A 22,728-nucleotide genomic window follows, 5' to 3' on the forward strand; every position below is an offset into this window, starting at 1 on the left:
GGTCATTAGATCTGGCCCTCCAACGCGTCCAGCTCTTCGTCGCTCATGTTCTCGATGAGGCCGATGCTCTCCAGGATTGCAGCCACGTCGAGCGGCCCGTCCGTCGGGGCCATGGGCGCACATCGTTCCAACTCGGCCGCCATCTCGGTGAGCGTCGGCCCGTCGAAGACGCTCTGGACGGACAGCTCCGCGCCGGTGCTCTGCGCCAGCCGGTTGACCAACCTGGTCACCAGCAGAGAATTGCCGCCCAGCGAGAAGAAGTTGCTGTGGGTGCCGAGGTCGTCGACGTCCATGCGCAGAAGTTCCGCCCAGACGGCCGCGACGGCGCGCTCGGACTCGCTCCGGGGTGCGACCAGATGTGCCGCGTGCCGCGGGTGGCTCTCCGGCGCGGGGAGGGCGCGGTGGTCCAGTTTGCCGTTCTGCGTCAGCGGCAGCTCTTCCAGCAGGACGTGGACGGCGGGAATCATGTACTCGGGCAGGGCGGCGCGCAGGGCGCTGCCCACGTCATCGAGCAGGGCCGCCGGGCCGGACCAGCAGGCGCCGGCCGTGGACGGCGCGTCCGATTGCGCGGCGGCGTCGTCGTCGGCCCGGCGGGCGTAGACGTTGTAGAGCGTCGTGTTGCGCAGCAGTCCGTTGTCCTGCTCGCAGACGACGTCGTAGCCGAGGGCCCTGAGCAGCGTGGTGATCTTTTCCAGCTGGCCGTCGACATCGTGGAGTTCCACCACGAGCTGGCGGATCTTGGGCCAGTCCCGCCAGTGGATGCCCTTGAGCACCTCGTACTCGGCGTTCTCCACATCGATCTTCAGCAGGTCGATCCGGTCGATCGATTCCTCGCTGATGATCTCCGAGAGCGTCCTGAGCCGGCAGGTGAACTGTTCGCTGTCGAGCCTGGCGTCGACGAGTTCGTCGACGAGCGCGTCGCCGGCCACCGCGCCGGCTGTGCCGTCCTCGGTCAGCTCTTCCTGATTGCGCAGGTAGGAGCGGACCATCTCGTGCGCCTGCTCGGCGGTGGTCACGCTGGAGGAGATGACGGTGTTGTGGCGGTAGAACGTGAAGGTCTCCTCCTTGGCCTCGGCGGCCAGGCCACAGTCGTACACCTTGGCGTTGAGGCCGTGGAGTTCGACATTGCGGCGCAGCGAGTCGAACACGGGCGGAATCGGCTCGAAGGCGTGGATCGTCGCGTCGGGGCAGCGGCTGCCCGCGAAAAGCGTGAACATGCCGATGTTGGCGCCCACGTCGAAGACGCGGTCGCCGTCGCGGATGGTGATCCCGTGGCGCAGGTATTCGAGGTTGGTGAAGATCTCTTCGTAGACGAAGTCGGTCTCACTCTTGTTCTGCTGGAAGACCGTCATGCCGTTGGGCAGTTCGTACGTCCGCGCGTGCGCGTCCGGCTCGGTGCGGCCGATGCGCAGCAGCTCGCGGACGACGGGCGCCCGCTCGGCCGACGGCACCAGATAGGCGACCAGCCGGCGGTCGTGCTCACCGTACTCGCGCACCACGACACGGGCGTCGTCGATGGCGGGGTGTTGGGTGAGTGCGGCCTCGATCTCACCCAGCTCGATACGGAACCCCCGCACCTTCACCTGATCATCATTACGCCCCAAGTACTCCAACCCACCATCAGGCAACCACCGCGCCAGATCCCCCGTCCGATACATCCGCGCACCCGACACACCACAAAACGGATCAACCAAAAAACGCTCAGCAGTCAACTCCGGACGATTCAAATACCCCCGAGCCACACCCGCACCACCCACATACAACTCACCCACCGCACCCACCGGCGCAGGCCGCCCACGCCCATCCAACACATACGTCCGCAAATCAGGAATCCGCTCACCGATCGGACTCACCCCCCGATCAACATCCCCCTCCCCCAACAACCGATACGTCACATGCACCGTCGTCTCAGTGATCCCATACATATTCACCAACGCCACACCCGCATTGACCGAACGCCCCAACCACGGCCGCAACGACGCCACATCCAACGCCTCACCACCAAACACCACCACACGCAACGCATGCGGCCGCGCACCCTCCCCCTGCGCCACCATCAACTGCCGAAACGCACTCGGCGTCTGATTCAACACCGTCACACCCGAACCACACACCAACCGATAAAAAGCACCCGCATCACGCGCCACCGCCTGCGGAACCACCACCAGACGCCCACCATGCAACAACGCACCCCAGATCTCCCACACCGAGAAATCAAAAGCGAACGAATGGAACAACGCCCACACATCCCCCTCACCGAAACGGAACCACGCATCCGTCGACGAGAACAACCGCGTCACATTACGGTGCTCAACCATCACCCCCTTAGGCGTCCCCGTCGAACCCGACGTATAAATCACATACGCCAACCCCGACGACACCCCACCCACCGGCACATCAACCGAAGACAACCCCGCCCACAACCCCGCATCCGCCCGCACATCCACCACCGGAACAGACCCAACACCCAACCCCACAGGCAACGGACCATCCGTCAACACCACCCCCGGCGCACTGTCCCCCAACACATGCACCAAACGATCCACCGGCGACGCCGGATCCAACGGCACATACGCACCACCCGCCTTCAACACCGCCAGCACACACACCACAATGTGCTCACTACGCGGCAGACACAAAGCCACCAACACACCCGGCCCCACCCCCAACCCACGCAAATAACCCGCCAAACGATTCGCCCGACCGTTCAACTCCCCATACGAAACAACCCGACCCTCACACTCCAACGCCACCGCACCCGGCGCCCCCGCCACAACACCCTCAAACCACTCATGCAAACAGCGCTCGTCGGTGGTCCCCTGCTGCGTCTGCTCGTTCCAGCCGACGAGCAGCTTCCGGCGCTGTGCGTCGCTCAGGACGGGCAGTTCCAGCGCCGGGCCCTGAGCCGGCCCCTCGGCGGCGAGCACGCCGATCAGGTTCGTCATGGCGGTCTCGAGGTAGCCGATGACCAGTTCCGCGTCCTGCGCCTGGTCGATCTGGGCGTCGATCGAGAAGGAGTCGCCCAGATCGTCGACCGACAGGGCGACCGGGTAGTTGCTGCGCTCGATCACACCCGCAAGTGACTTGACGCCGGCACGCTCCAGCTCGGATTCGTCGGTGCGGTCTCCGGCCTCCAGGTGCCGGTAGTTCAGGATCGCGTTGAACAGCGGAGTGTCGCGCGGCACGTCGCTGTGGCCGTGCGCGACGGCCAGCGGGGTCTGCTCGTAGCGCATCAGCTCGCGCAACAACTGGTCGGTGGTGCGGACCAGATCCCGCACGCTCGTTCCGTCCAGGTTCACGCGCACCGGAAGCGTGTTGATGAAGTTGCCGAGCATGCGCTCGATGCCGCGGGGTCCTTGCAGCCGTCCGGACATCACCGTGCCGAAGACCACGTCGTCTCGTCCGCTGCACGCCGCCACGACCAGCGCCCAGCCCGCGTGGAAGAGGGTCGCCGGGCTGACCCGCAGCTGCTTGGCGCACTCCCTGATCCGCTGTCCGAGCCCCTCGTCCAGCGGCCTGCGCAGATCGAGGACCCCGTGGCCGTCGCCGTGGACGTCGTGCAGGCCGAACAGCACCGTGGGTTCGGTGACCTCGCCGAGCTGGGCACGGAAGAAGCCGGCCGGGTCGAGGTGCTGGTCCTGGTGGCGGACATGGGCGATGAAGTTCCGGTACGGCACCGGTTCCGCGAGGTCTCCCTCCCTGCCCGTCATGTGCGCGACGAGCTCCTGGAACAGAAAGCCGAGCGAGGTGGCGTCGTCGATGAGATGGTGCAGATTGAGCACCACGAACCACTCGTCGGCGCCCGCACGGCGAGCCGCGCGCAGCCGGATCAGCGGTGCGCGGTCCAGCCGCACCGTCTGAGGGCCCGCCAGCAGCTCGCGGATCTCGCCTTGGACATCCGTGCCCGGGCGCACCTCGAACTCCTCGAGTTCCAGGTCGGCGTGGCGCACCACGACCTGGAGGGGCTGCGGCAGGCCCTGGGTCAGGATCGCCGTGCGCAGGGCGTCATGGCGTGCGACGACCGCACGCATGGCGCGCATGAACCCGTCCAGGTGGGCGCGGCTCTCGAAGGAGAACACGCCGGAGAGCACATAGGGGTCCCGGCCGCTCTCCTTGAGGTGGTGGAACAGCATGCCTTCCTGGAGCGCCGCCAGCGGGTAGACGTCCTGGAGGTTCGCCGCGCCGCCGGGGATCGCGGCGACGATCGTCGCCAGCTCGTCCTCGGTCAGCGATACGAAGGGCAGCATGTCGGGCGTGACCCGGGTGCAGTTCGCGGGGATGTTGTTCGGCGGGACGGTGAACGGCTCCGCCGTCGGCTCGCCGGCCGTCGTCGCGCCGTCCTGAGCGGTCGCGGCCAGGTCGATCGTCGCCGCAAGTTCGGCGAGCGTCGAGGCGGCGAACACGTGCTGGAGGTCGCAGTCGAGGCCCTCGTCGGCCAGCCGTGCGGTCAGCTTCGGGATCAGCAGCGAGTGGCCGCCCAACGCGAAGAAGTTGTCGTTCACTCCGATGCGCTGCTCGTCGAAGCCGAGCAGGCCCGCGCAGATGGCGAGCAGGGTGCGCTCGGTGGGGGACGACGGGGCGACGTGCTCGCCGGCGATGGCGTACGCGCCGGCATCGGGGGCCTGCAGCGCCTTGCGGTCGAGCTTGCCGTTCACGCTCAGCGGCAGTTCGTCCAGCCGGACCAGGGCTCCGGGGATCATGTACTCGGGCAGGGCCTGTGCGAGGTGCTGGATGAGTTCCTCGTGGAAGTCGCCGGTGTGCTCCCGGTCGAGGACCACGTATCCGACGAGCTGCGGATTGCCGGGGCTGTCCTCACGGGCCAGTACGGCGCAGGCCCGGACGGCCGGGTGCTGGGCCAGGCGCACCTCGATCTCGTTGACTTCGATGCGGAATCCGCGCAGCTTGACCTGGTTGTCGGTGCGGCCGAGGTATTCAAGGGCGCCGCCCGGCAACCGGCGGACGAGGTCGCCCGTACGGTACATGCGCGCGTCGGGGTCCTGGGCATACGGGTTGGGGACGAACCGCTCACGGGTCAAGGCGGGGTTGTTCAGATAGCCGCGAGCCAGGCCGGTACCGGCGATGTGCAGTTCTCCGGCGCAGCCGACGGCCTGCAACTGGCCGAGGTCTCCCAGCACATGGAGCTGGACGTTCTGAATCGGCCTGCCGATCGGCACGGTAGGAGCCGACCCGTCGGACGGGCACTCCCAGTGGCTGACGTCGATGGCGGCCTCAGTCGGTCCGTAGAGGTTGTGCAGCCGTGCGCGGTGTACGGCGTAGTGCCGTGCGGGCAGCTCGGGGGGCAGTGCCTCGCCGCTGCAGAAGACCTGGCGGACCGAGGTGCACCGGGCCCAGCCGTCCTGTTCGAGGACCACGCGCAGCATGGGCGGGACGAAGTGCAGGGTGGTGACCCCGGCCGACCGGATGAGCGAGACGAGGTAGCCGGGGTCCTTGTGCCCGTCGGGCTCGGCAAGGACCAGGCGTGCGCCCGAGACGAGCGGCCAGACGAACTCCCACACGGAGACGTCGAAGCTGAACGACGTCTTCTGGAGGACGACGTCGTCGGCGTCGAGGGCGTACTCGTTCTGCATCCACTCGATGCGGTTGACGACTGCCCGGTGTTCGACCATCACCCCCTTGGGGCGGCCCGTGGAGCCGGAGGTGTAGATGACGTACGCGAGGTGTTCCGGACCGGCGCCGGCCGGTGCCGGGGCGTCGCCGGCGGGCTCGCCGGACAGCCGCCCCTCGGCGTCGAGCCGCAGGACATGGCGGATCCCGGAGAGCGCGGACACGTCGGTGGCGGACTGGGTCAGCACGATGTCGGCGCTCGAGTCCTCGATCATGTACTGGAGGCGCTCGGCCGGGTAGCCCGGTTCGAGGGGCAGATAGGCGCCGCCCGCCTTCATTACCGCCCACAGGGCGATCACCATTTCGAAGGAGCGCTCCATGCAGATCCCGACGACGGTGTCCGGGGTGACGCCGCAGGCGCGCAGTTCACCGGCGACGGCGTCGATGCGTGCGCCGAGTTCCGCGTACGACAGCGACCGGTCGCCGCGCACGAGGGCGGTGCGGTGGCCGTGGCGGGTGACCGCGTCGTCGAGCAGGTCTGGCAGGGTGCGGCCGTCGGAGTAGGCGCGGCGGGTGTCGTTCCACTCCCCGAGCAGCTGACGGCGTTCCCCGTCCGACAGGTGCGACGCCTCGGAGACCAGTTGCTGCGGCGCGGAGAGGAGCGCCTTGAGCAGGAGCTGGTAGTGGCCGAGGAACCGCTCGACGCCCTCGGCGTCGAAACGCTGGGCGTCGTACTTGAGATGCAGCGTGTAGTCGTCGGCGGCGTTCTCGAAGACCTCCAGGTGGAGCTTGAACTCTCCTTCCTGGGCTATCTCGTCGACGAACCGCAGGGACCGGGCGAGACCGAGATCCAGCACCTCGTCGGCCACGTGCATCATGCGCTTGTTCTGGAAGACGTAGGAAACCTGGAAAACCGGGGAGGCTCCGGGCCCGGTCCGCAGGCTCAGGTCCTGCACGATGCGCGGGAACGGGTAGGCCGCGTGGTCGAGGCCGTCCGCCATGACCAGCGTCAGCTCGCGCAGAAAGTCGGTGAACGGCTCGTCGCGGCGCACCCCGTGCCGGACGGGCACCATGTTGACGAAGTAGCCGACGGAGTCGTCGTAGGAAGGGCCGGGCCTGCCCATGGACGGTACGCCGACGATGAGGTCGCGCTCGCCGCTGTAGCGGTGCAGCAGCAGTTCGTACACGGCGAGGAAGAGCACCGCGGGCTTGACGCCGCGAGCCGCGCACAGGTCGCGTACCTCGGCGGCGAGGGCCATGGGCAGCGCGAGCCTGGCCGTCTTTCCCACGGCCGCGGCGCCCGGCGCCGGGCTGCGCTCGATGTCGAGGTTCAGCACGGGAAGGGGGCCCAGCAGGGCGTCCTGCCAGAAGGCGCGGTGACGTGCGCCCTCGGGGCCGGCGAGGAAGTCAGCCTCCCAGCGGACGAACGCGTCGTAGTTGTCCTGCTGTCCGGGGGCACGCTGCGGGGTACGGCCCTGGAGCAGGGCTTCGTACGCCTGGAGCAGGTCGCGCAGCAGGACGGGTGTGGACGCGCCGTCGAACACCAGGTGATGGAAGACAAGCAGAACGAGGGTGTCCGGTGCCTCCTCCGAGCCAGCCGAGTACACGAAGGCCCGTGCCGGCGAGTCCCGCGCGAGGTCGAACGGCGCCTTGGCCTGCTCGCGTACGAGGGCGAGCAGGACCTCCTCCGGGAGACCGGGGGGCACCGGCTGGTGGCGGAAGTGGGCGTCGCCCGCGGTCCGCCGCACCAGGTAGGGGGTGCCCTCTTCCTCCACGATCACGCTGGACAGAGGGGTGTGACGGCCCACCGCCAGTTCGAACGCCTCCTGGAACACCGCGACGTCGAACGGTGCGGCGCTGCGGAAGCAGACCGGCACGTTGTACACGTCCGAGTCGGGGCTGAGCTTGTGGAGAAGCCACAGTCCCTTCTGCCCTTCGGACAGGGGGTACCTGCCGAGGGCGTCCGTCTCCGGCGCGTCCTGCAGCCGTTCGTAGAACGCGAGCACGTCCTCGGCGGAGTGGAGACCCGCCTTGAATCCCGCAAGAATCTGATCCTCGTTCACGCGCCCGGTGCTTCCTTCATGAGTGCTTTGAGATCTTCGAGTGCGACGACGCCCTGCCGGAACCCCTCCAGGGCCTTGGCCCTGGCCTCCCGTACGTCGTCGTTGGTCGTGTGCGGAGAAGAGATGACAGGGCCGGGTGCGCGCTTGGCCGTGAGAGCGGCCGCGATGCGCTCCAGTGTGGCGAGCTCCACGATCTCCCGTGTGGTGAGCCTGAGGCCGAGGTCGGCCTCGACGGCCCGCTGGAGCCGGACCCACAGGATCGAGTCGACCCCGACGCCGTGCAGGTCCTTGTCCACGGGGAGTTCACCGATGTCCAGCCCCAGCGCTTCCGTGAGGTAGTCCGCGAGGTAACGGGTGATGTCGGCTCCGGCGTTGTGGGTACCTCCGGGGACGAAAGGTGCGTCGGACGGGGAGCCGGGCCTGGGGCGGGGCTGGTGGTCCGCCTTCGGCTGCGGCCTGCCGATGTGCCCGACCCAGTAGCGCTTGCGCCGGAACGCGGTCGTCGGCAGCGGTACCAGTCGGCGACGCCGCCCCTCGTGCAGGCCGTTCCATGCGATCCGGCCGCCCCGCACCCAGAGCGCGGCGAGCCGGTCCAGGTCGCCGTCGGCGAAGAGCCCGGCGACGAACGCCTCGCCGTGGCTGCCCGACAGCAGGTCCCGGAGCGGGCCTGCGCTGTCCTCGGCGTTGCCGAGGTGCAGGCCGGCGTGCGGCGGCTCGGACTCCAGGAAGTCCGAGAGCAGCTTGGCCAGTTCGGCACGGGAGTCCACGACGAAGGCCAGCCGCTCGGGCTGCGCTTCCCGTCCCACCTGCAGAGTGTGGGCGAGATCCGCCAGGGCGACCGAGTCGTCGCGCTCGACGAACTCGTGCAGGAGCCGGGCCGCGGTGCGCAGCCGCTCGTGGTCCTGTGCGGAGAGCACGATCAACTGCGGCTGCGTCTCTGCGGGATCGGCCTCGGCGTGCCGCGCCGCACCGGGGCCGGCAGCCGGATCGGGAGCCTCTTCCACGACGAGACTGACGTGGCTGCCGCCTGCTCCGACCGAGTTGATGAGTGCGCGGCGGGGGACGCCGTCACCGGCGTGGCGCGGCTGCCACGCCGCCAGGCTGTCGCACAGCCGCAGGGGGCCGTCCTCCAGCCTCAGATCGGGGTTGGGGGCGCCGGCGGACGCCAGCGGAGCCAGTTCCCGGTGGCGCAGCTGCATGACGACCTTGGTGAGCTGGGCGATGCCGGAAGCCGCCTCGGGGTGTCCGAGGTTGGACTTCACCGACCCGAGCGCGACGGGTTCTGTGACCGCGCCGAATACCTCGCGCAGGGCGCTGAGTTCAACGGCGTCGCCGAGGGCCGAGCCGTTGGCCGCCGCTTCCACGTAACCGATGGTGGCGGGATCGCTTCCGGCCCGCTCCAGTGCCCGCCGCATCACGTTCACCTGCGTCTTGTGGCTCGGCGTCATGAACCGGCTGCCCCGGCCGCCGTGCAGCGAGGCGCTGCCCTTGATGACGGCGTGGACCGTGTCTCCGTCCCGGCGTGCGGCGGCCAGCGGTTTGAGCAGCACCGCGCCCACCGCCTCGGCGGGCAGATAGCCGTCCCCGTCGCGGAAGCTGCGGCTGCCCGGGTGGCTGCCCAGCAGTTGTGCCCGGGACAGCGCGAGGTACTTGTCCGGGTGGATGGTCAGGTTCACGCCTCCGGCGATCGCCAGCTCGCTCTCGCCGCGCAGCAGGTCGGCACAGGCGAGATGGATCGCGGTCGCCGAGGACGCGCACATGCTGTCCACGGCCAGGCTCGGGCCTTCGAGCCCGAAGAAGTGCGAGACCCGGTTGGCTATGAGGTTGTACGACGCGGCAGAGGTCAGCGCGGAGCGTACGACGTCCTCGGCGTCGGCCCGGTACATCTGGTACATCGAGCCGACGTACACGCCCACGCGACGGTCGTAGCGCTGCTCGATGGTCTCCTGGGTGACGCCGCTCTGCTCCAGGAGCTGCCAGACCGTTTCCAGGAAGAGCCGCTGCTGCGGATCCATGGTCTCGGCCTCGCGCGGCGAGATGCCGAAGAACAGCGGGTCGAACTGATCGACCCCGTCGATGAATCCTCCCCACTTGCAGTAGCTCTTGCCGAGTGCGTCACGGTCCGGGTCGAACAACTCGCCGTGGTCCCAGCGGTCGGCCGGGACCTCGGTGACGCAGTCGTCGCCGGTGCGGAGGCGGGCCCACAGGGCGTCGGGGTCCGGGGCGCCCGGATAGCGACCGCTGATCCCGATGATCGCGACGTCCTCACTGGCGGCGGCTGTGCGGTCGCCGACTCCGATGTCGGGGTGGGCGCCGGTGGCGCTGTCGTCCTGAACGCGGGTGGGCCGGGAGCGCAGTTCGGCCCGTACCGGCGGAGCGGCGCTGCCTGCGGGCGAGCCCGCCGACCGGGCCTGCGGCTGCTTCCGCTCAGCGCCTGTGTCGCCGAACAGCGCGCGCAACTCGTCCTCGTGATGCGCCACGAAGTACTCGGACAGCTCCCGGATCGTCTGCACTTCGAAGAGCAGTGTCTTCGGCAGCGTGCCGAAGGTCTTCTCCAGCTGCGCGATCAGGTTCATCGCCACGACGGAGTCCATGCCGTAGCGCTCCAGCGGGGTTTCGGCGTCCAGCCGGTCGGGCCCCAGCTTGAGAGCCGTCGCCAGCTCGTGGCGAAGGTGGCGCAGAGCCTTGTTCTGCAGGGCCAGGTCGCTCTGGGGACTCTGGGCGCTCTGGGCGCTCTTGGACCCCTCCGAGACCTGCGGGCTCTCCGGTGTCCGCCCCTGTGCTTCGGCGACCCGTGTTTCGTCGCGCCGCCCGGTGAGCCGGGGCAGCAGTGCCTCGTACCGCCCTGCGACGACGAGGAGCCGGCCGTCCTCGAGGACGGCGCCCCCCGCAGCCAGGCCGGTCCGCAGAGCGCGGAGTCCGCTCTCGGTGTCCAGGGGCAGCAGGTCCATCCGCCGCAGTTGCTCCTTGGTCGCGTCGTCCGCCCGCATCCCACCGTCCTCCCAGAGCGGCCAGTTGACGGACAGGGTCCAGCCGGCTCTCAGCCCGGCGGCAGCGAGGCGGTTGCGATGGGCCGCGTAGGCGTCCATGAAGGCGTTCGCCGCCGCGTAGTCGGCCTGGCCCGGATTGCCCAGCGCGCCGCTCGTCGACGAGAAACACAGGAAGAGCTCCAGCGGCTGGTCCCGGGTCAGCTCGTCGAGATGGACGAGGCCCGCGACCTTGGGTGCAAGTACGCGCGCCAGCTCCTGCGGCGTCTTCCTGATGACGAAGTTGTCGTGCAGGACGCCGGCGCTGTGCACGACGCCGGTCAGCGGCCCGTGCGTGCGCGCGATGTGCTGCACCAACCGGTCGACCGCGCCGCGGTCGGCGACGTCCATGCGCTGGTGGTCCACCAGGAGCCCGGCCGCCCGCAGGGCTTCGACGGCCTGCCGCTGCTCCTCGGTGAGCGCGGAGCGCCCGGCGAGGACCACGGTGGCGCTCTCGACCGAGGCTGCGATCTCCGCGGCCGTGATCAGGCCCAGGGCGCCGGTGCCTCCGGTGATCAGATAGACGCCGCCCGTGCGCCAGGACGGCGTGGCCGCCGGTCGGGGCGCACCGGCCACCTCCTCGAGCCGCCTGATCTGACGTCGGCCCGCACGGTAGCGCACCTCGGGCGCCGGCTCCCCGCGCAGCCGGCCGGCGACGACGGCCGGTGCGGCGCCGTCCAGGCAGTCGATGAGCTGGGTGCGCAGCTTCGGGTTCTCCAGCGACACGGTCTTCAGCAGACCGCTCAGCCCGCCGAACACGGACAGGTGCCCCTGGTCGCTCGCGCCGGTGTCCCCGACGAGCACGACCTGGAGCAGCGCGGGACCGCGTACGCCGTGTTCCAGCAGGCCGCGGGCCCGCGCGAACACGCGCTGCGTCGCCGCCAGATACTGCTGGTCCAGTGCTTCCTCACCCGCCAGGTCCACGACCTCGTGATGCGCCGACGCGGGCAGCGCCGCCGTCAGCGCGTCCGGCTCTCCGGCCGCGAACCGGCCGACGAAGACGACATGACGCTCGGAGATGTCGTCGTCGGCCACGGCGCCCCGCGCTTCGTCGCTCGGCTCCCACACCGGGCGCAACAGCAGCAGGTCGTCGGGGCCGGGCTCGGGCTGCGGCGGCGGCAGGTCGTCGGGGCCGGGCTCGGGCTGCGGCGGCGGCAGCTCACGCAGAGCCAGTCCTCGCAGCTCGACGCAGATCCGGCCGTGCTCGTCGTACACGTCGATGTCGTACGTCCACGCGGCCGAGCGGAGCCAGACATGAGCGCGCTCGGGAGTGGCGGCGTACACCTGCACGCTGTCCAGGGCGAACGGCACCATCGCCGTCGTCGAGCCTGTGGCCCGGTCGCCGGACCGGACCAGGCCGATGCCCGCCTGCAGGGCCCCGTCCAGCACGCTCGGGTGCAGACACAGCTGCTCGGCCGCCTCGTGCGCACCGTCCGGTGCACGCAGTTCCGCGAGGACCTGCGGGCTGCCGTCGGCGTCGTCGAGGAGCACAAGACGCTCGATGCTCCGGTACGCCGGCCCGTAGTGCAGGCCCCTGTCGGCGAACTCGGCGTATACCCGGCCGCCTTCGAGGTGTCCGCGAGAGCGCTCGCGCAGGGTGTCCAGGGACACCTGGTGCGGTACGGGCGCCTCCTGGAGCAGGGTCGCCCCGCCCCGTCCCGCCAGTGTTTCGCCGCCGCCGTCGCCGGTGACATACAGCTCGTACTCGATTTCGTCGGCGCTCAGCACCCGCAGCCGCAGACTCAGCAGCAGTTCGTCGCTCTCCAGGGCGACGGGCCGCAGCCACACCACGTCGTGCAGCCGGACCCGGCCGGGCTCGGTGACCTCGAAGGCGCGTGCGACAGCCTCGCGAGCCATCTCCAGCTGGGCGACGGCGGGGAGTACGTGCCGGTCCGCGACCCGGTGGTCGCGCAGGAACGGCTCCGCACCGTCGAAGCGGGTACGGAAGGCCAGCGTGAAGGCCGTCGAGTCGTTGCGGTGCAGCAGGGGGTGCAGGAAGGCCCCGGACGGCACAGGCGCCTTTGCCCGGTCGAGAACCGGGTCCATGCCGGTGAGGTCGAGCCAGTGGCGCTCGCGGGCGAAGGGGTAGCCGGGCAGGCTGACGCGCCGCGGGGGCCGTGCGCCGGCCCGCGGGTGCGGCCGCTCCCATGCGACAGCCGCTCCCCGGACCCACCGGTCCACCAGCTGGCCGAGCCCGCCCTGGTCAGCGCCCTCGCCCCCGTCGCCGGCTGCCAGGTCGGCCGCTCGCGTCTCCTGGCCCGGGCGGACGCTGCCGCGCGCCCAGTCACCGGGCCGCGCAGGGTCGGCGAGGAACGCGTCGAGCCGGTGCCTGACGGATTCCAGCGAGGTCGCCGTGAACGCCAGCCGCTCGTCCAGGGCCACGCGTCCGGTCTGGAGCGTCCACGCCACGGAGGCGAGGTCGTCGTCGGTCAGCTCGTCGAGGCGCGCCCGCAGCCGGCGGGCCTGCTCGACCAACTGCTCCTCGGTCGCCGCCGAGAGCGGGACGACGGAGGTGCGGAGAGCGGGTTCGGACGTGGACGGGGACGCGGTCTCGGATGGGAAGGCGGCGGTGTCCGCGCCCCTCTCCGGCTCGTACTCGGCGATGATCACATGGGCGTTGGAGCCGCCCGCGCCGAAGCTCGAGACTCCGGCGATACGCGGACCGTGCCACGGCTCCAGGTGCTGTTGCACCCTGAACGGCGTCCCGTCGAAGTCGATGTGCGGGTTGAGCGTGCGCGAATGCAGGCTCGGCGCCAGCTCACCGTGACGCATCTGGAGCAGCACCTTGGTGACGCCTGCGATACCGGCCGCGCTCTCGCAGTGGCCGATATTGGACTTGACCGAGCCGATCGCGCAGCTCCGCGGGGGCAGCTCTCCCCCGCCCGCCGAGCGGAACGCCTTGACCAGGCCCGCCAGTTCGATCGGGTCGCCCAGCGAGGTGCCGGTGCCGTGTGCTTCCAGGTAGGTCATCGAGCGCGGGTCGACCCCGGCCCGACCGAGCGCCCGGGCGATCACATCGCCCTGGGCGACAGGGCTGGGCACCGAGAAGCCATGCGTCCTGCCCCCGTGGTTGAGCGCCGTGCCCTTGATGACTCCGTGAATGTGGTCGCCGTCGGCCAGGGCGCGCTCCAGCGGCTTGAGCAGTACGGCGCCCACACCCTCACCCGGCACGTAGCCGTCACCGCCCTCGCCGAAGCTGCGGCAGCGGCCGTCACTGGCCGCGAACTTGCCCTGGCCCAGCATCAGGTACTTGTTCGGGTGGACACTGACGTTGACTCCGCCGGCGATCGCCGATTCGCACTGGCCGCTCCTGATCGCCTCGCACGCGAGGTGGATCGCGGTCAGCGAGGACGAGCACATGGTGTCGACAGCCATGCTCGGCCCGTGGAAGTCGTAGAAGTACGAGATCCGGTTCGCGATGGAGGAGGGGCTGCCCGAGAGCGCCACCTGGTGGCCCCGCGCCTGCGCCTGGGCGCCGTGGAGCTGGTACTCCTCGTACATCACGCCGACGAAGACACCCACCTTGCCCGCGGGGGCGATGGTCCTCTCGGCACCGTCCCGCTCGGCGGACTGCCGGGCGAGGAGTTCACCGGTGTATCCGGCGTCTTCCAGAGTGTGGTGGACGCACTCCAGGAACAGGCGCTCCTGAGGGTCGAGGTACTCGGCCTCGCGCGGCGAGATGTGGAAGAAGAGAGGGTCGAAGCGGTCGACGCCGTCGAGGAATCCGCCCCACTTGGACGTGGCGCTGCCGAAGTCGCGGTGGTCCCAGCGGTCCGCCGGGACCTCGGTGATGCAGTCGCGGCCGGAGCGGAGGTTCTGCCAGAAGACGTCCAGGTTCTCGGCCTGCGGGTACCGTCCACTCACGCCGACGATCGCGATGTCCGTGCCAGGTACGGGCAGGGGCGCAGACACGGCGGCACCCGGGCCGGCCAGGACGGCCGGCAGCGGCGCGAGCGGTGCGGGATCGCCGGGCCCGCTCTGCTCGCGCCTCGGCTGCGCGTCGGCGCCGAGCGCCGTGCGCAGCCGCTCCGCGTACTCCTCGGCGAAGTGCTCGCTCAGCGCGCGGATGGTCCGTACCTCGAAGAACAGCGTCTTGGGCAGGACCCCGAAGGTGTCCTCCAGATGGCGCGTGAGCTCCATCGCCATCATGGAGTCCATGCCGTAGTGCTCCAGCGGAGTGTCGACGTCCAGCTGCTCGACCTCCACCTGGAGTGCCGTGGCGAGCTGTCGGCGCATGTACGGCAGCGCGCGCTCGGCGAGCGACGATTCGCTCGGCGTCCACGGCTCGGCGGGGGCCGCGGCCGGACGTGCGGTCGCAGGCTCACCGGGGAGTACCCGCGCGCTCAGCCCGGTCAGCTCCACGCACACCTGTCCGTGCTCGTCGAGGAGCGTCACATCGAGCTTGGCCGAGGTGTCCTCGGGGCTGCTGCCGTCCTGGTACCGGATCCAGGCGTAGGCCGTCGCCGGAGTGGCGGCGAGTACGTCCAGTTCCTGAAGCGCGAAGGGAAGCGCCGGCCGGGCCGACTGCTCGCCGCTGCCGTCGTCCGACAGCCCGAGGCCGATGGTGGCCTGCAGGGCTCCGTCGAGGATGCTCGGGTGCAGACCGTAGCGTTCGGCGGCTCCGTCCTCGTTCGCCGCGTCCGGCAGGCGCAGTTCGGCGAGCACCTGGGGCCGTCCGGCGGCGTCGGCGCCCACGGTCAGTCCGGCCAGCGACCGCTGCGCCGGGCCGTAGCCCATTCCCACCCGGTCGTACACGTCATAGATCTCCGCCGAGGAGAAGGCGGACCCGGCACAGACACCACGCAGTGCGTCGAGCGGGAGGGCCCGGCGCTCGGCCGGCGTGCCGGGCAGGCTCGCCCTGCCCTGGCTGCACAGGGTGTGCGCGTCGTCGGCGTCGACGCTGTGGATGGTGTATGCGTATCCGGAGACGGCCCCGCCCGGGCCCTCGGCCAAGGGCCTGAGGCCGAGCCGCAGCTTCAGCCGGTCCTCCCCGCAGATCGCGGGCCGCAGCCATACGACGTCGAGGAGCCGTACCCGGCTCGCGGGCTGTGCGCCCGCTGCCCGCGCGACCGCCGACCGCGCCATCTCCAGGTGCGCGGCGCCGGGCAGGACACGGCTGCCCCTGACCCGGTGATCGCGCAGAAAGGGTTCACTGCCGTCGAAGACGGTGTCGTACGCCGTCGGGGACATGTCGTCCGCGCTGTCGTCACCGGCGACGCCCGGCACGGCGCGGTGCAGCATCGGGTGGGCCGGCGCGGCCGTGGCCGCGCCGGAGGCGCGGCGTCCGGCCCAGTAGCTCTCCTCGGCGAACGGATAGGTCGGCAGGGCGATCCGTGCCGGCCGGGGTCCCCGCTCGTACAGCCCCCGCCAGTCGACGGGGTGGCCCGCCACCCACCGGGCGAGGGCGTGGTCGTACTCCCCTGCGGCGAACCAGCGGTCCGCCTCGGCGAGGCGTCCGGCGTCAGGCCGGGCCGCCGTGGTCGCGGAGGCGCGCCGCGGCACGGCGCCCCGGTGCCAGTTGTCGTGGGTGTCCGGGCTCTCGACGAAGGACGTGAGCCTGCGCTCCAGTTCCGCCACGGAGGTGACACAGGAGGCCAGCCGCTCCTCCATCACGTCGCGCCCCATGTGGAGCGTGAAGGCGAGGTCCGTCAGGCGCGCCGCGCCGACGGGCAGGCTCCGCAGGTGGTCGCGCAGCCGCCTGGCCTGCTCGACCAGCTGCGGCCCGGTGCGGGCCGACAGGGTGATCAGGGCGGGGCGGCCCGCGGAGATCTCGTCCGTTGACGGGGAGCCCGCAGCGCTCTCGCCGTGCGCCGCCGGGGACTCGTACTCCTCAAGTACGAGATGGGCGTTGACGCCGCCGAACCCGAAGGAACTGACGCCGGCCCGGCGCGGAATGCCGCGCCCCTGCGCATCGCGCAACCGCTCCCAGGGACGGCGCTCGCGCACGATCTCGAAGGGGCTGTCCGAGAAGTCCAGATAGGGGTTGAGTTCCTCGCAGTGCAGGCTCTCCGCCAAAGTGGCGTGGCGCATCTGGAGCAGCACCTTGATGACCCCGGCGACACCGGCGGCCAGTTCGAGGTGCCCGATGTTGCTCTTGACCGAGCCCAGCCCGCAGCGGGCCGGTTCGGCGCGGACCCCCGGACCCTGGGTCTCCTCATGGAGCACGCTGAAGGCGCTCTTGAGTCCGTTGAGCTCGACGGGGTCGCCCAGCTCGGTCCCGGTGCCGTGCGCCTCGATGTACGTCACGGTGCGGGGGTCGATGCCCGCCTCGCGGTACGCGGCCTTGAGGAGCTCGGCCTGGGCGTGCGGGTTGGGGGCGGTGAGGGAGTGGGCGCGGCCGCCGTGGTTGACGGCTGTGCCGCGGATGACGCCGAGGATCCGGTCCCCGTCGCGTTCCGCCCGGTCCAGCGGCTTGAGGACCAGAATGCCGACGCCCTCGCCCCGCACATAACCGTTGGCCCGCGCCGAGAACGTCTTGCAGCGGCCGTCTTCGCAGAGCATGCCCGCACGGCTGTAGCCGATGTGCAGATCGGGGCTGACGATGGTGTTCACGCCACCGACGAGAGCGAGTCCGCTCCGGCCGCTGCGCAGCAGCTCGACGCCGCGGTCGATGGCGACCAGCGAGCTCGAGCACGCGGTCTCGACCGGCTCGCTGGGGCCGTGCAGATCGAGCAGATAGCTGACGCGGTTCGGGCCGACGGAGCCGGAGGCTCCGGTTGCCGCGTAACCGTCCTCACCCTGCTGTTCCTTGAGGATCAGGCTGCCGTAGCCGCTGGGCGCGGTGCCGATGATCACGGCGGTGTCGCTGCCGGCCAGGCTCGACGGCGCGTAGCCGGCGTCCTCCAACGCCTGCCAGGCGTGGGTGAGCAGAAGCCGCTGCTGCGGGTCCATGGCGAGGGCCTCGCGCGGCGAGATGCCGAAGAACAGCGGGTCGAACCGGTCGGCGCCGTCGAGGAAACCGCCCCAGCGCACATGCTTCCTGTTGCGCGGCGTGGCCGGGTCCGCGTGCATGGCCCGCCAGTCCCAGCGGTCCTCGGGTATCTCGCTGATGCAGTCCTTGCCGTCACGCAGGTTTTCCCAGAACGTGTCGAGATCGGGGGCCTGCGGGAAGCTGCCGCTGATACCGATGATGGCGATCGGCGCCGCGGGTCCTGCGGCCTCGGGTGCGTCCGTTGCTTCTGCGGTCTCTGCTGTGTCTGCTGCCGACACGGTCTCCACGGGCACGGGCACAGATACGGGCGCGGGCGACGGCTCGGGGCAGGCCGGCGCGATCCGGTCGGCATACGTCTCGACCAGGTGAACGGCGACACTGTCCACCGTCCGGTACTCGAAGAACACGGTGGGCGCCAGACTCACGCCGAAACGGTCGCCCAGCCGGCCCGCCAGCTCGGTCAGGCTGATCGAGTCGAAGCCGTACTCACCGAACTCACCGTCCACATCGATCTCTTCGACCGGCACCTTCAACTGCGCCGACACCTCCGCGACAAGGGTGCGCCGGGCTGTCTCCAGCAGGTCCGGTATGTCAGTGGCGCTCTCGGCGGCGCCGGCGGGGGCCTGAGCGACCGGCTCGGGGCCGCTCCGGGCCAGGTGGGCGGCCAGGCGCGCCGGGGTGGTGTGCTCGAAGAACACGGTGGGAGCCACGCTCACTCCATGGCCGTCGCCCAGTCGACCGGCCAGCTCGGTCAGGCTGATCGAGTCGAAGCCGTACTCACCGAACTCACCGTCCACATCGATCTCTTCGACCGGCACCTTCAACTGCGCCGACACCTCTGCGACAAGGGTGCGCTGCCAGATCTCCTCTGTCTCGCGCACCGGCGCACGGAGCGTGGCGACGGCCGGGACCGGCGTCGGAGCAGGTGCGGTGGCAGGCGTCGGGTCGCCGATGTACGGCGACAACCGGCTGAGCAGCAACTCGCGGTCGCCGGAGAGTACGAGCGTGTGCCGGCGTCCGCTCGCGACTGCGGCCGACATGGCCTGCAGCGCGTCCTCGGTGGCCAGCGGGTGCACTCCGATGCGGCGCAGCCGCGCGAGCGCCGCGTCGTCGAGGCGCATACCGCCGTCCGCCCACAGCGGCCAGCCGACCGAGAGGGCGTGCCCGGACCTGCCGCCCTGCGCGGCGAGTTCACCGCGGTGCTCGATGTAGGCGTCCAGGAAGGCGTTGGCCGCCGCATAGTCGCCCTGCCCGGCATTTCCGAGCACCGCCGCGGTGGACGAGAAGACGATCAGATGGTCGAGGGGCAGGTCCTTGGTCGCCTCGTCCAGGTTGACCAGCCCCGACGTCTTGGGGGCGAGTACGGCGCGCAGCTGCGCTTCCGTCTTCGTGGCGAGGTAGCCGTCGTGGAGTGTCCCGGCACAGTGGACGATTCCGTGGACGGCGCCGTGGCGTGCCACGACATCGTCGATCAGTTCGTCGACGGCCCGCCGGTCGGTGACGTCGGCCCGCCGGTACTCGACCGTGACGCCCGGCTTTTCGAGGGCGTCGAGCACACGCAGCCGACGGGTGTCGGGCGCGGAGCGGCCGACGAGGACGACCGTTCCCGTGTGCAGAGTACGGGTCAGCTCCCCGGCGAGGATCAGCCCGAGCCCGCCCAGTCCACCGGTGATGAGGTGTACGCCGCCTTCGCGCCATGGGGTGGCCTGAGCGGCGGCCGCCGGGTGCGGGGGCACTTCGGCCAGTCGCCGGACGTACGCCTGTCCGCCGCGGTGGCGGATGTCCTGCTCAGCACTCCCACGGGCGTCCGCGTCGATGGATTCGGCGAGTGCGGCGACGGACCGGGGGTCGCCGTGATCGACGCGGTCGAGGTATTGGACGCATTGCGTGCGCAGCCACGGGTGTTCGAGGGCAGCCGTGCGCAGCAGCCCGGACACTCCCGTCATGACCCGGAGGGCCGATGCCCCATGGCCCAGGACCACGACCTGCAGAAAGCTTTCGCCCAGCTCTGCGCGTCGACCGGCCCGGGTGCGTATGTCGGTCAGCAACGTCTGCGTCAGCCGGAGGTACTCGGCGTCCAGCGGTCGGTCGGCGTCGAACTCGAACGTCCGCAGTTCGGTGGTACCGGACACCAGGGCGCGCGCCGACCCGTCGGCGACTGCGGGCCCGACCAGCCATACGGTGCGGCCGCCCGGTTCGGCGGTGGGGCCGGACGGCCCGGTTCGCGGCTCCCAGCGCGGCTCCAGCGACAGCACGGCCCTGCCGATGGTGTCCGCCGCACGCGGCTCACCGGCTTCGGCGGAGCCACGGGCGTTCCCGGCGCCGGGCCGGTCGGCCTTCGTGACGCCATCTGCGGAGTCCAGCCAGTACGTGTCCTTGGCGAACGGGTAGGTGGGCAGGGAGATCCTGCCCGGCCGCCTTCCCGCCCTGCCCGTGAACAGCAACTCGAACGCAAGGGCTCCGCCCTGTGCGTACTCCTCGGCGAGCTGCTCCAGTCGGCGCGGATCGGTCTGTTCCCGCGCTGCCGGTTCGTGGGGCCCGGCCGGGCCCCGCACCGGGCGCTGCGGCTTGTTGTCGCCGGTCCTGACCGATGCCGCGCTGCCGCTCCGGAGCCAGGTACGCAGTGTCAGGGCGGTCTCCGCGGGGGTGTTCGCCACGAGCGCGAGCCGGTGGCGGAAGTGCTTGCGGCCGCCGAGGAGGGTGAAGCTCATGTCCCGCAGGCTCTCCTGCGGGTGCTCGTCGATGTGCGTGACGAGCTGCCGCGCCTGCTCCCGCAGTTGTGCGGCAGTACGGGCGGAGAGCGCGATCAGGCGCGCGTCCGGCTTCTGCGGGCGCTCGGCGGCTGCGGGGGCTTCCGACACCACGAGGTGGGCGTTGGTCCCGCTGTATCCGAAGGAGCTGACCGCGGCCAGGCGCGGCTTGTCCCGGCGCTGCCAACTCTGAGCCAGGGTGTTGACGTAGAACGGTGTGCCGTCGAGGTCGATGTGCCCGTTGAGCCGCTCGTGCTGGATCGTCGGCGGCAGTGTCTCGTGCTTCAGGGCGAGGATCGCCTTGATGGAACTGGCCACTCCGGCCGCGCACGCGGTATGACCGATGTTGCTCTTCACCGAGCCCAGTGCGCAGTGGCCGTGCCGGTCAGTGGAGGACGTGAAGCTCTGCACGAGGCCGTCGATCTCGACCGGATCGCCCAGGGCGGTGCCGGTGCCGTGCGCCTCGACGAGCTCGATGTCGGCCGGATCGATACCGAACTTGTCGTACACCCGCTTCTGGAGCTGGGTCTGTGCCTCGGCACTGGGTGCGGTGATGCCGTTGGACTTGCCGTCCTGGTTGACGCCCCACCCCTTGATGACGGCCTGGACACGGTCCCCGTCGGCCTGTGCGTCGGCGAGTCGCTTGAGGAGCAGTACACCCACGCCCTCGGCCGGCACGAAACCGTTGGCCCGCTCGTCGAATGCGTAACAACGCCCGTCGGGCGAGAGTGCGCGCAGCTGACTCATCGCCACATGCACGCCGGGTCCGGGTATCACCCAGACTCCGCCCGCCAGAGCCGTGTCGCTGTCGCCCAGGCAGAGGCTGTCGCAGGCATTGGCGATGGCCACGAGCGAGGAGGAGCACGAGGTGTCGATGGAGAGGCAGGGGCCCTTGAGGTTCAGGGTGTAGGAGATTCGGCTGGCGAGGATGGCGCTGTTGGTGCCGAGGTTCTGGTGCGCGCTCAGCTCCGTCTCGTCGAGCCTCCCGCCGTAGCCGTTCACGGAGCAGCCGATGAAAACACCGCACTGCGTTCCGGACAGGGCCTCGGGGTTGTAGCCCGCTTCCTCGACGCAGCGCCAGCTCTCCTGGAGGAGGACGCGCTGCTGCGGGTCCATGTACTCCGCCTCGCCGGGCGAGATGTTGAAGAACAGCGGGTCGAAGTGGTGGGCGTTCTCCATAACGCCCATCCACTTGCTGTACGACTTTCCGGGCGTGCCGGGCCGCTCGTCGTAGTACCTTTCCACCGGCCAGCGCGAGGGCGGCACCTCGGAGACGCAGTCGCGTCCCGTGACGATGTTCTGCCAGAACTCGTCCAGGTTCTCGGCCTTGGGAAACGCGCCGGACATACCGATGACGGCGATGTCGACGAGCTCGACACCCCGCTTGCCCGTCCGGTCCGAAGCCACCGGCTCCGGCTCCGGCTTCGCTTCAGGCTCCGGGGGCGGGCTCGAGCTCGGGCTCGGCGGCACCTCGGGGGCGGTCTCCGCCTCGGGGGCAGCCTCCGCCCCGGGACCGTTCTCCGCCTCGGCCCCGGGCAGCCCCGCGCGCTCCACTTCCGCCAGGTACCGCGCCAGCTCGCTGACCGTCGGATAGCCGTAGACCGTGGTCGCGGACAGCGACAGCTGCAGCTGGGTGTTGATGGACCGGGTCCACGTGACGCCCGTGATCGAGTCCAGGCCCAGCTCCACGAAGGGGGTGTCATCGTCGAGTTCGGACTCGGCCAGCTCCAGCTCCCTGGCGAGGCTCGCGCGGAGCCATGCGCCGAGCGCTGCCTCCTGGGCCTCGCCGCGGGCCCGCGATCCCCCCTCGGAGGCGGCTTCCGGAGCCGGTTGTGCCCGGACGTCCGTGACGGCGGCGGGCGCGACGGCTTGCCCGAGCAGGCCGGCGAGATGGCCTGCCAGCTCGTCGACCGTGGGGTGGCTGTAGACCTGAGTGGCCGACAGGGACAGCTGGAAATGCGTATTCAGCCTGCGGGTCCAGGTGACTCCCGTGATCGAGTCGAGACCCAGCTCCACGAACGGCGCGTCGTCGTCGATGTCCGACACCGCCAGTTCCAGCTCCGCCGCCAGGCTCTCCCGCAGATGCGCGGCAATGCTCGGGTGGGCGGAGACAGAACCGCTCGGGGCAGCCGAGGGCCCAGGGACCGTCGCACTCATCAGATCTCCCATGGCGCCCTCAACAAGGGCAGACAGCTCGCCGAACGTGGGGTGACTGCAGACATCGGCCATCGTGAGGGACAGCCCAAGGGTTCGGTTGACCTCGCGCAACCACACGACGCAGCTGATCGAGTCCAGCCCCAGCTCCGCGACGTGCACGCCGGCGGAGTTCGGAGCCACTTCGGTTCCCAGGACGCCGGCCAACGTTTCGCTCAAGAACCGATGCAGGTCACTGT

The 22,728-nt window shown here is 70.4% G+C and carries 2 protein-coding genes; both read right to left on the minus strand.

Going from position 1 to position 22,728, the window contains the following annotated elements:
- Nucleotides 1-5 precede the first annotated feature (5 nt).
- Nucleotides 6-7,628: a non-ribosomal peptide synthetase gene (locus tag QMK30_RS01230; RefSeq protein ID WP_283515197.1), complete on the minus strand. Its 7,623-nt coding sequence runs from the start codon at nucleotides 7,626-7,628 to the stop codon at nucleotides 6-8.
- Complete coding sequence (locus QMK30_RS01235) at nucleotides 7,625-22,708, minus strand: SDR family NAD(P)-dependent oxidoreductase (RefSeq protein ID WP_283515198.1); 15,084 nt, start codon at nucleotides 22,706-22,708, stop codon at nucleotides 7,625-7,627. The genes QMK30_RS01230 and QMK30_RS01235 overlap by 4 nt, the downstream gene beginning before the upstream one ends.
- Nucleotides 22,709-22,728 lie beyond the last annotated feature (20 nt).

Origin of the sequence: Streptomyces sp. H27-C3, from assembly GCF_030063415.1 — a bacterium.
In the GTDB taxonomy this organism is placed as follows: domain Bacteria; phylum Actinomycetota; class Actinomycetes; order Streptomycetales; family Streptomycetaceae; genus Streptomyces.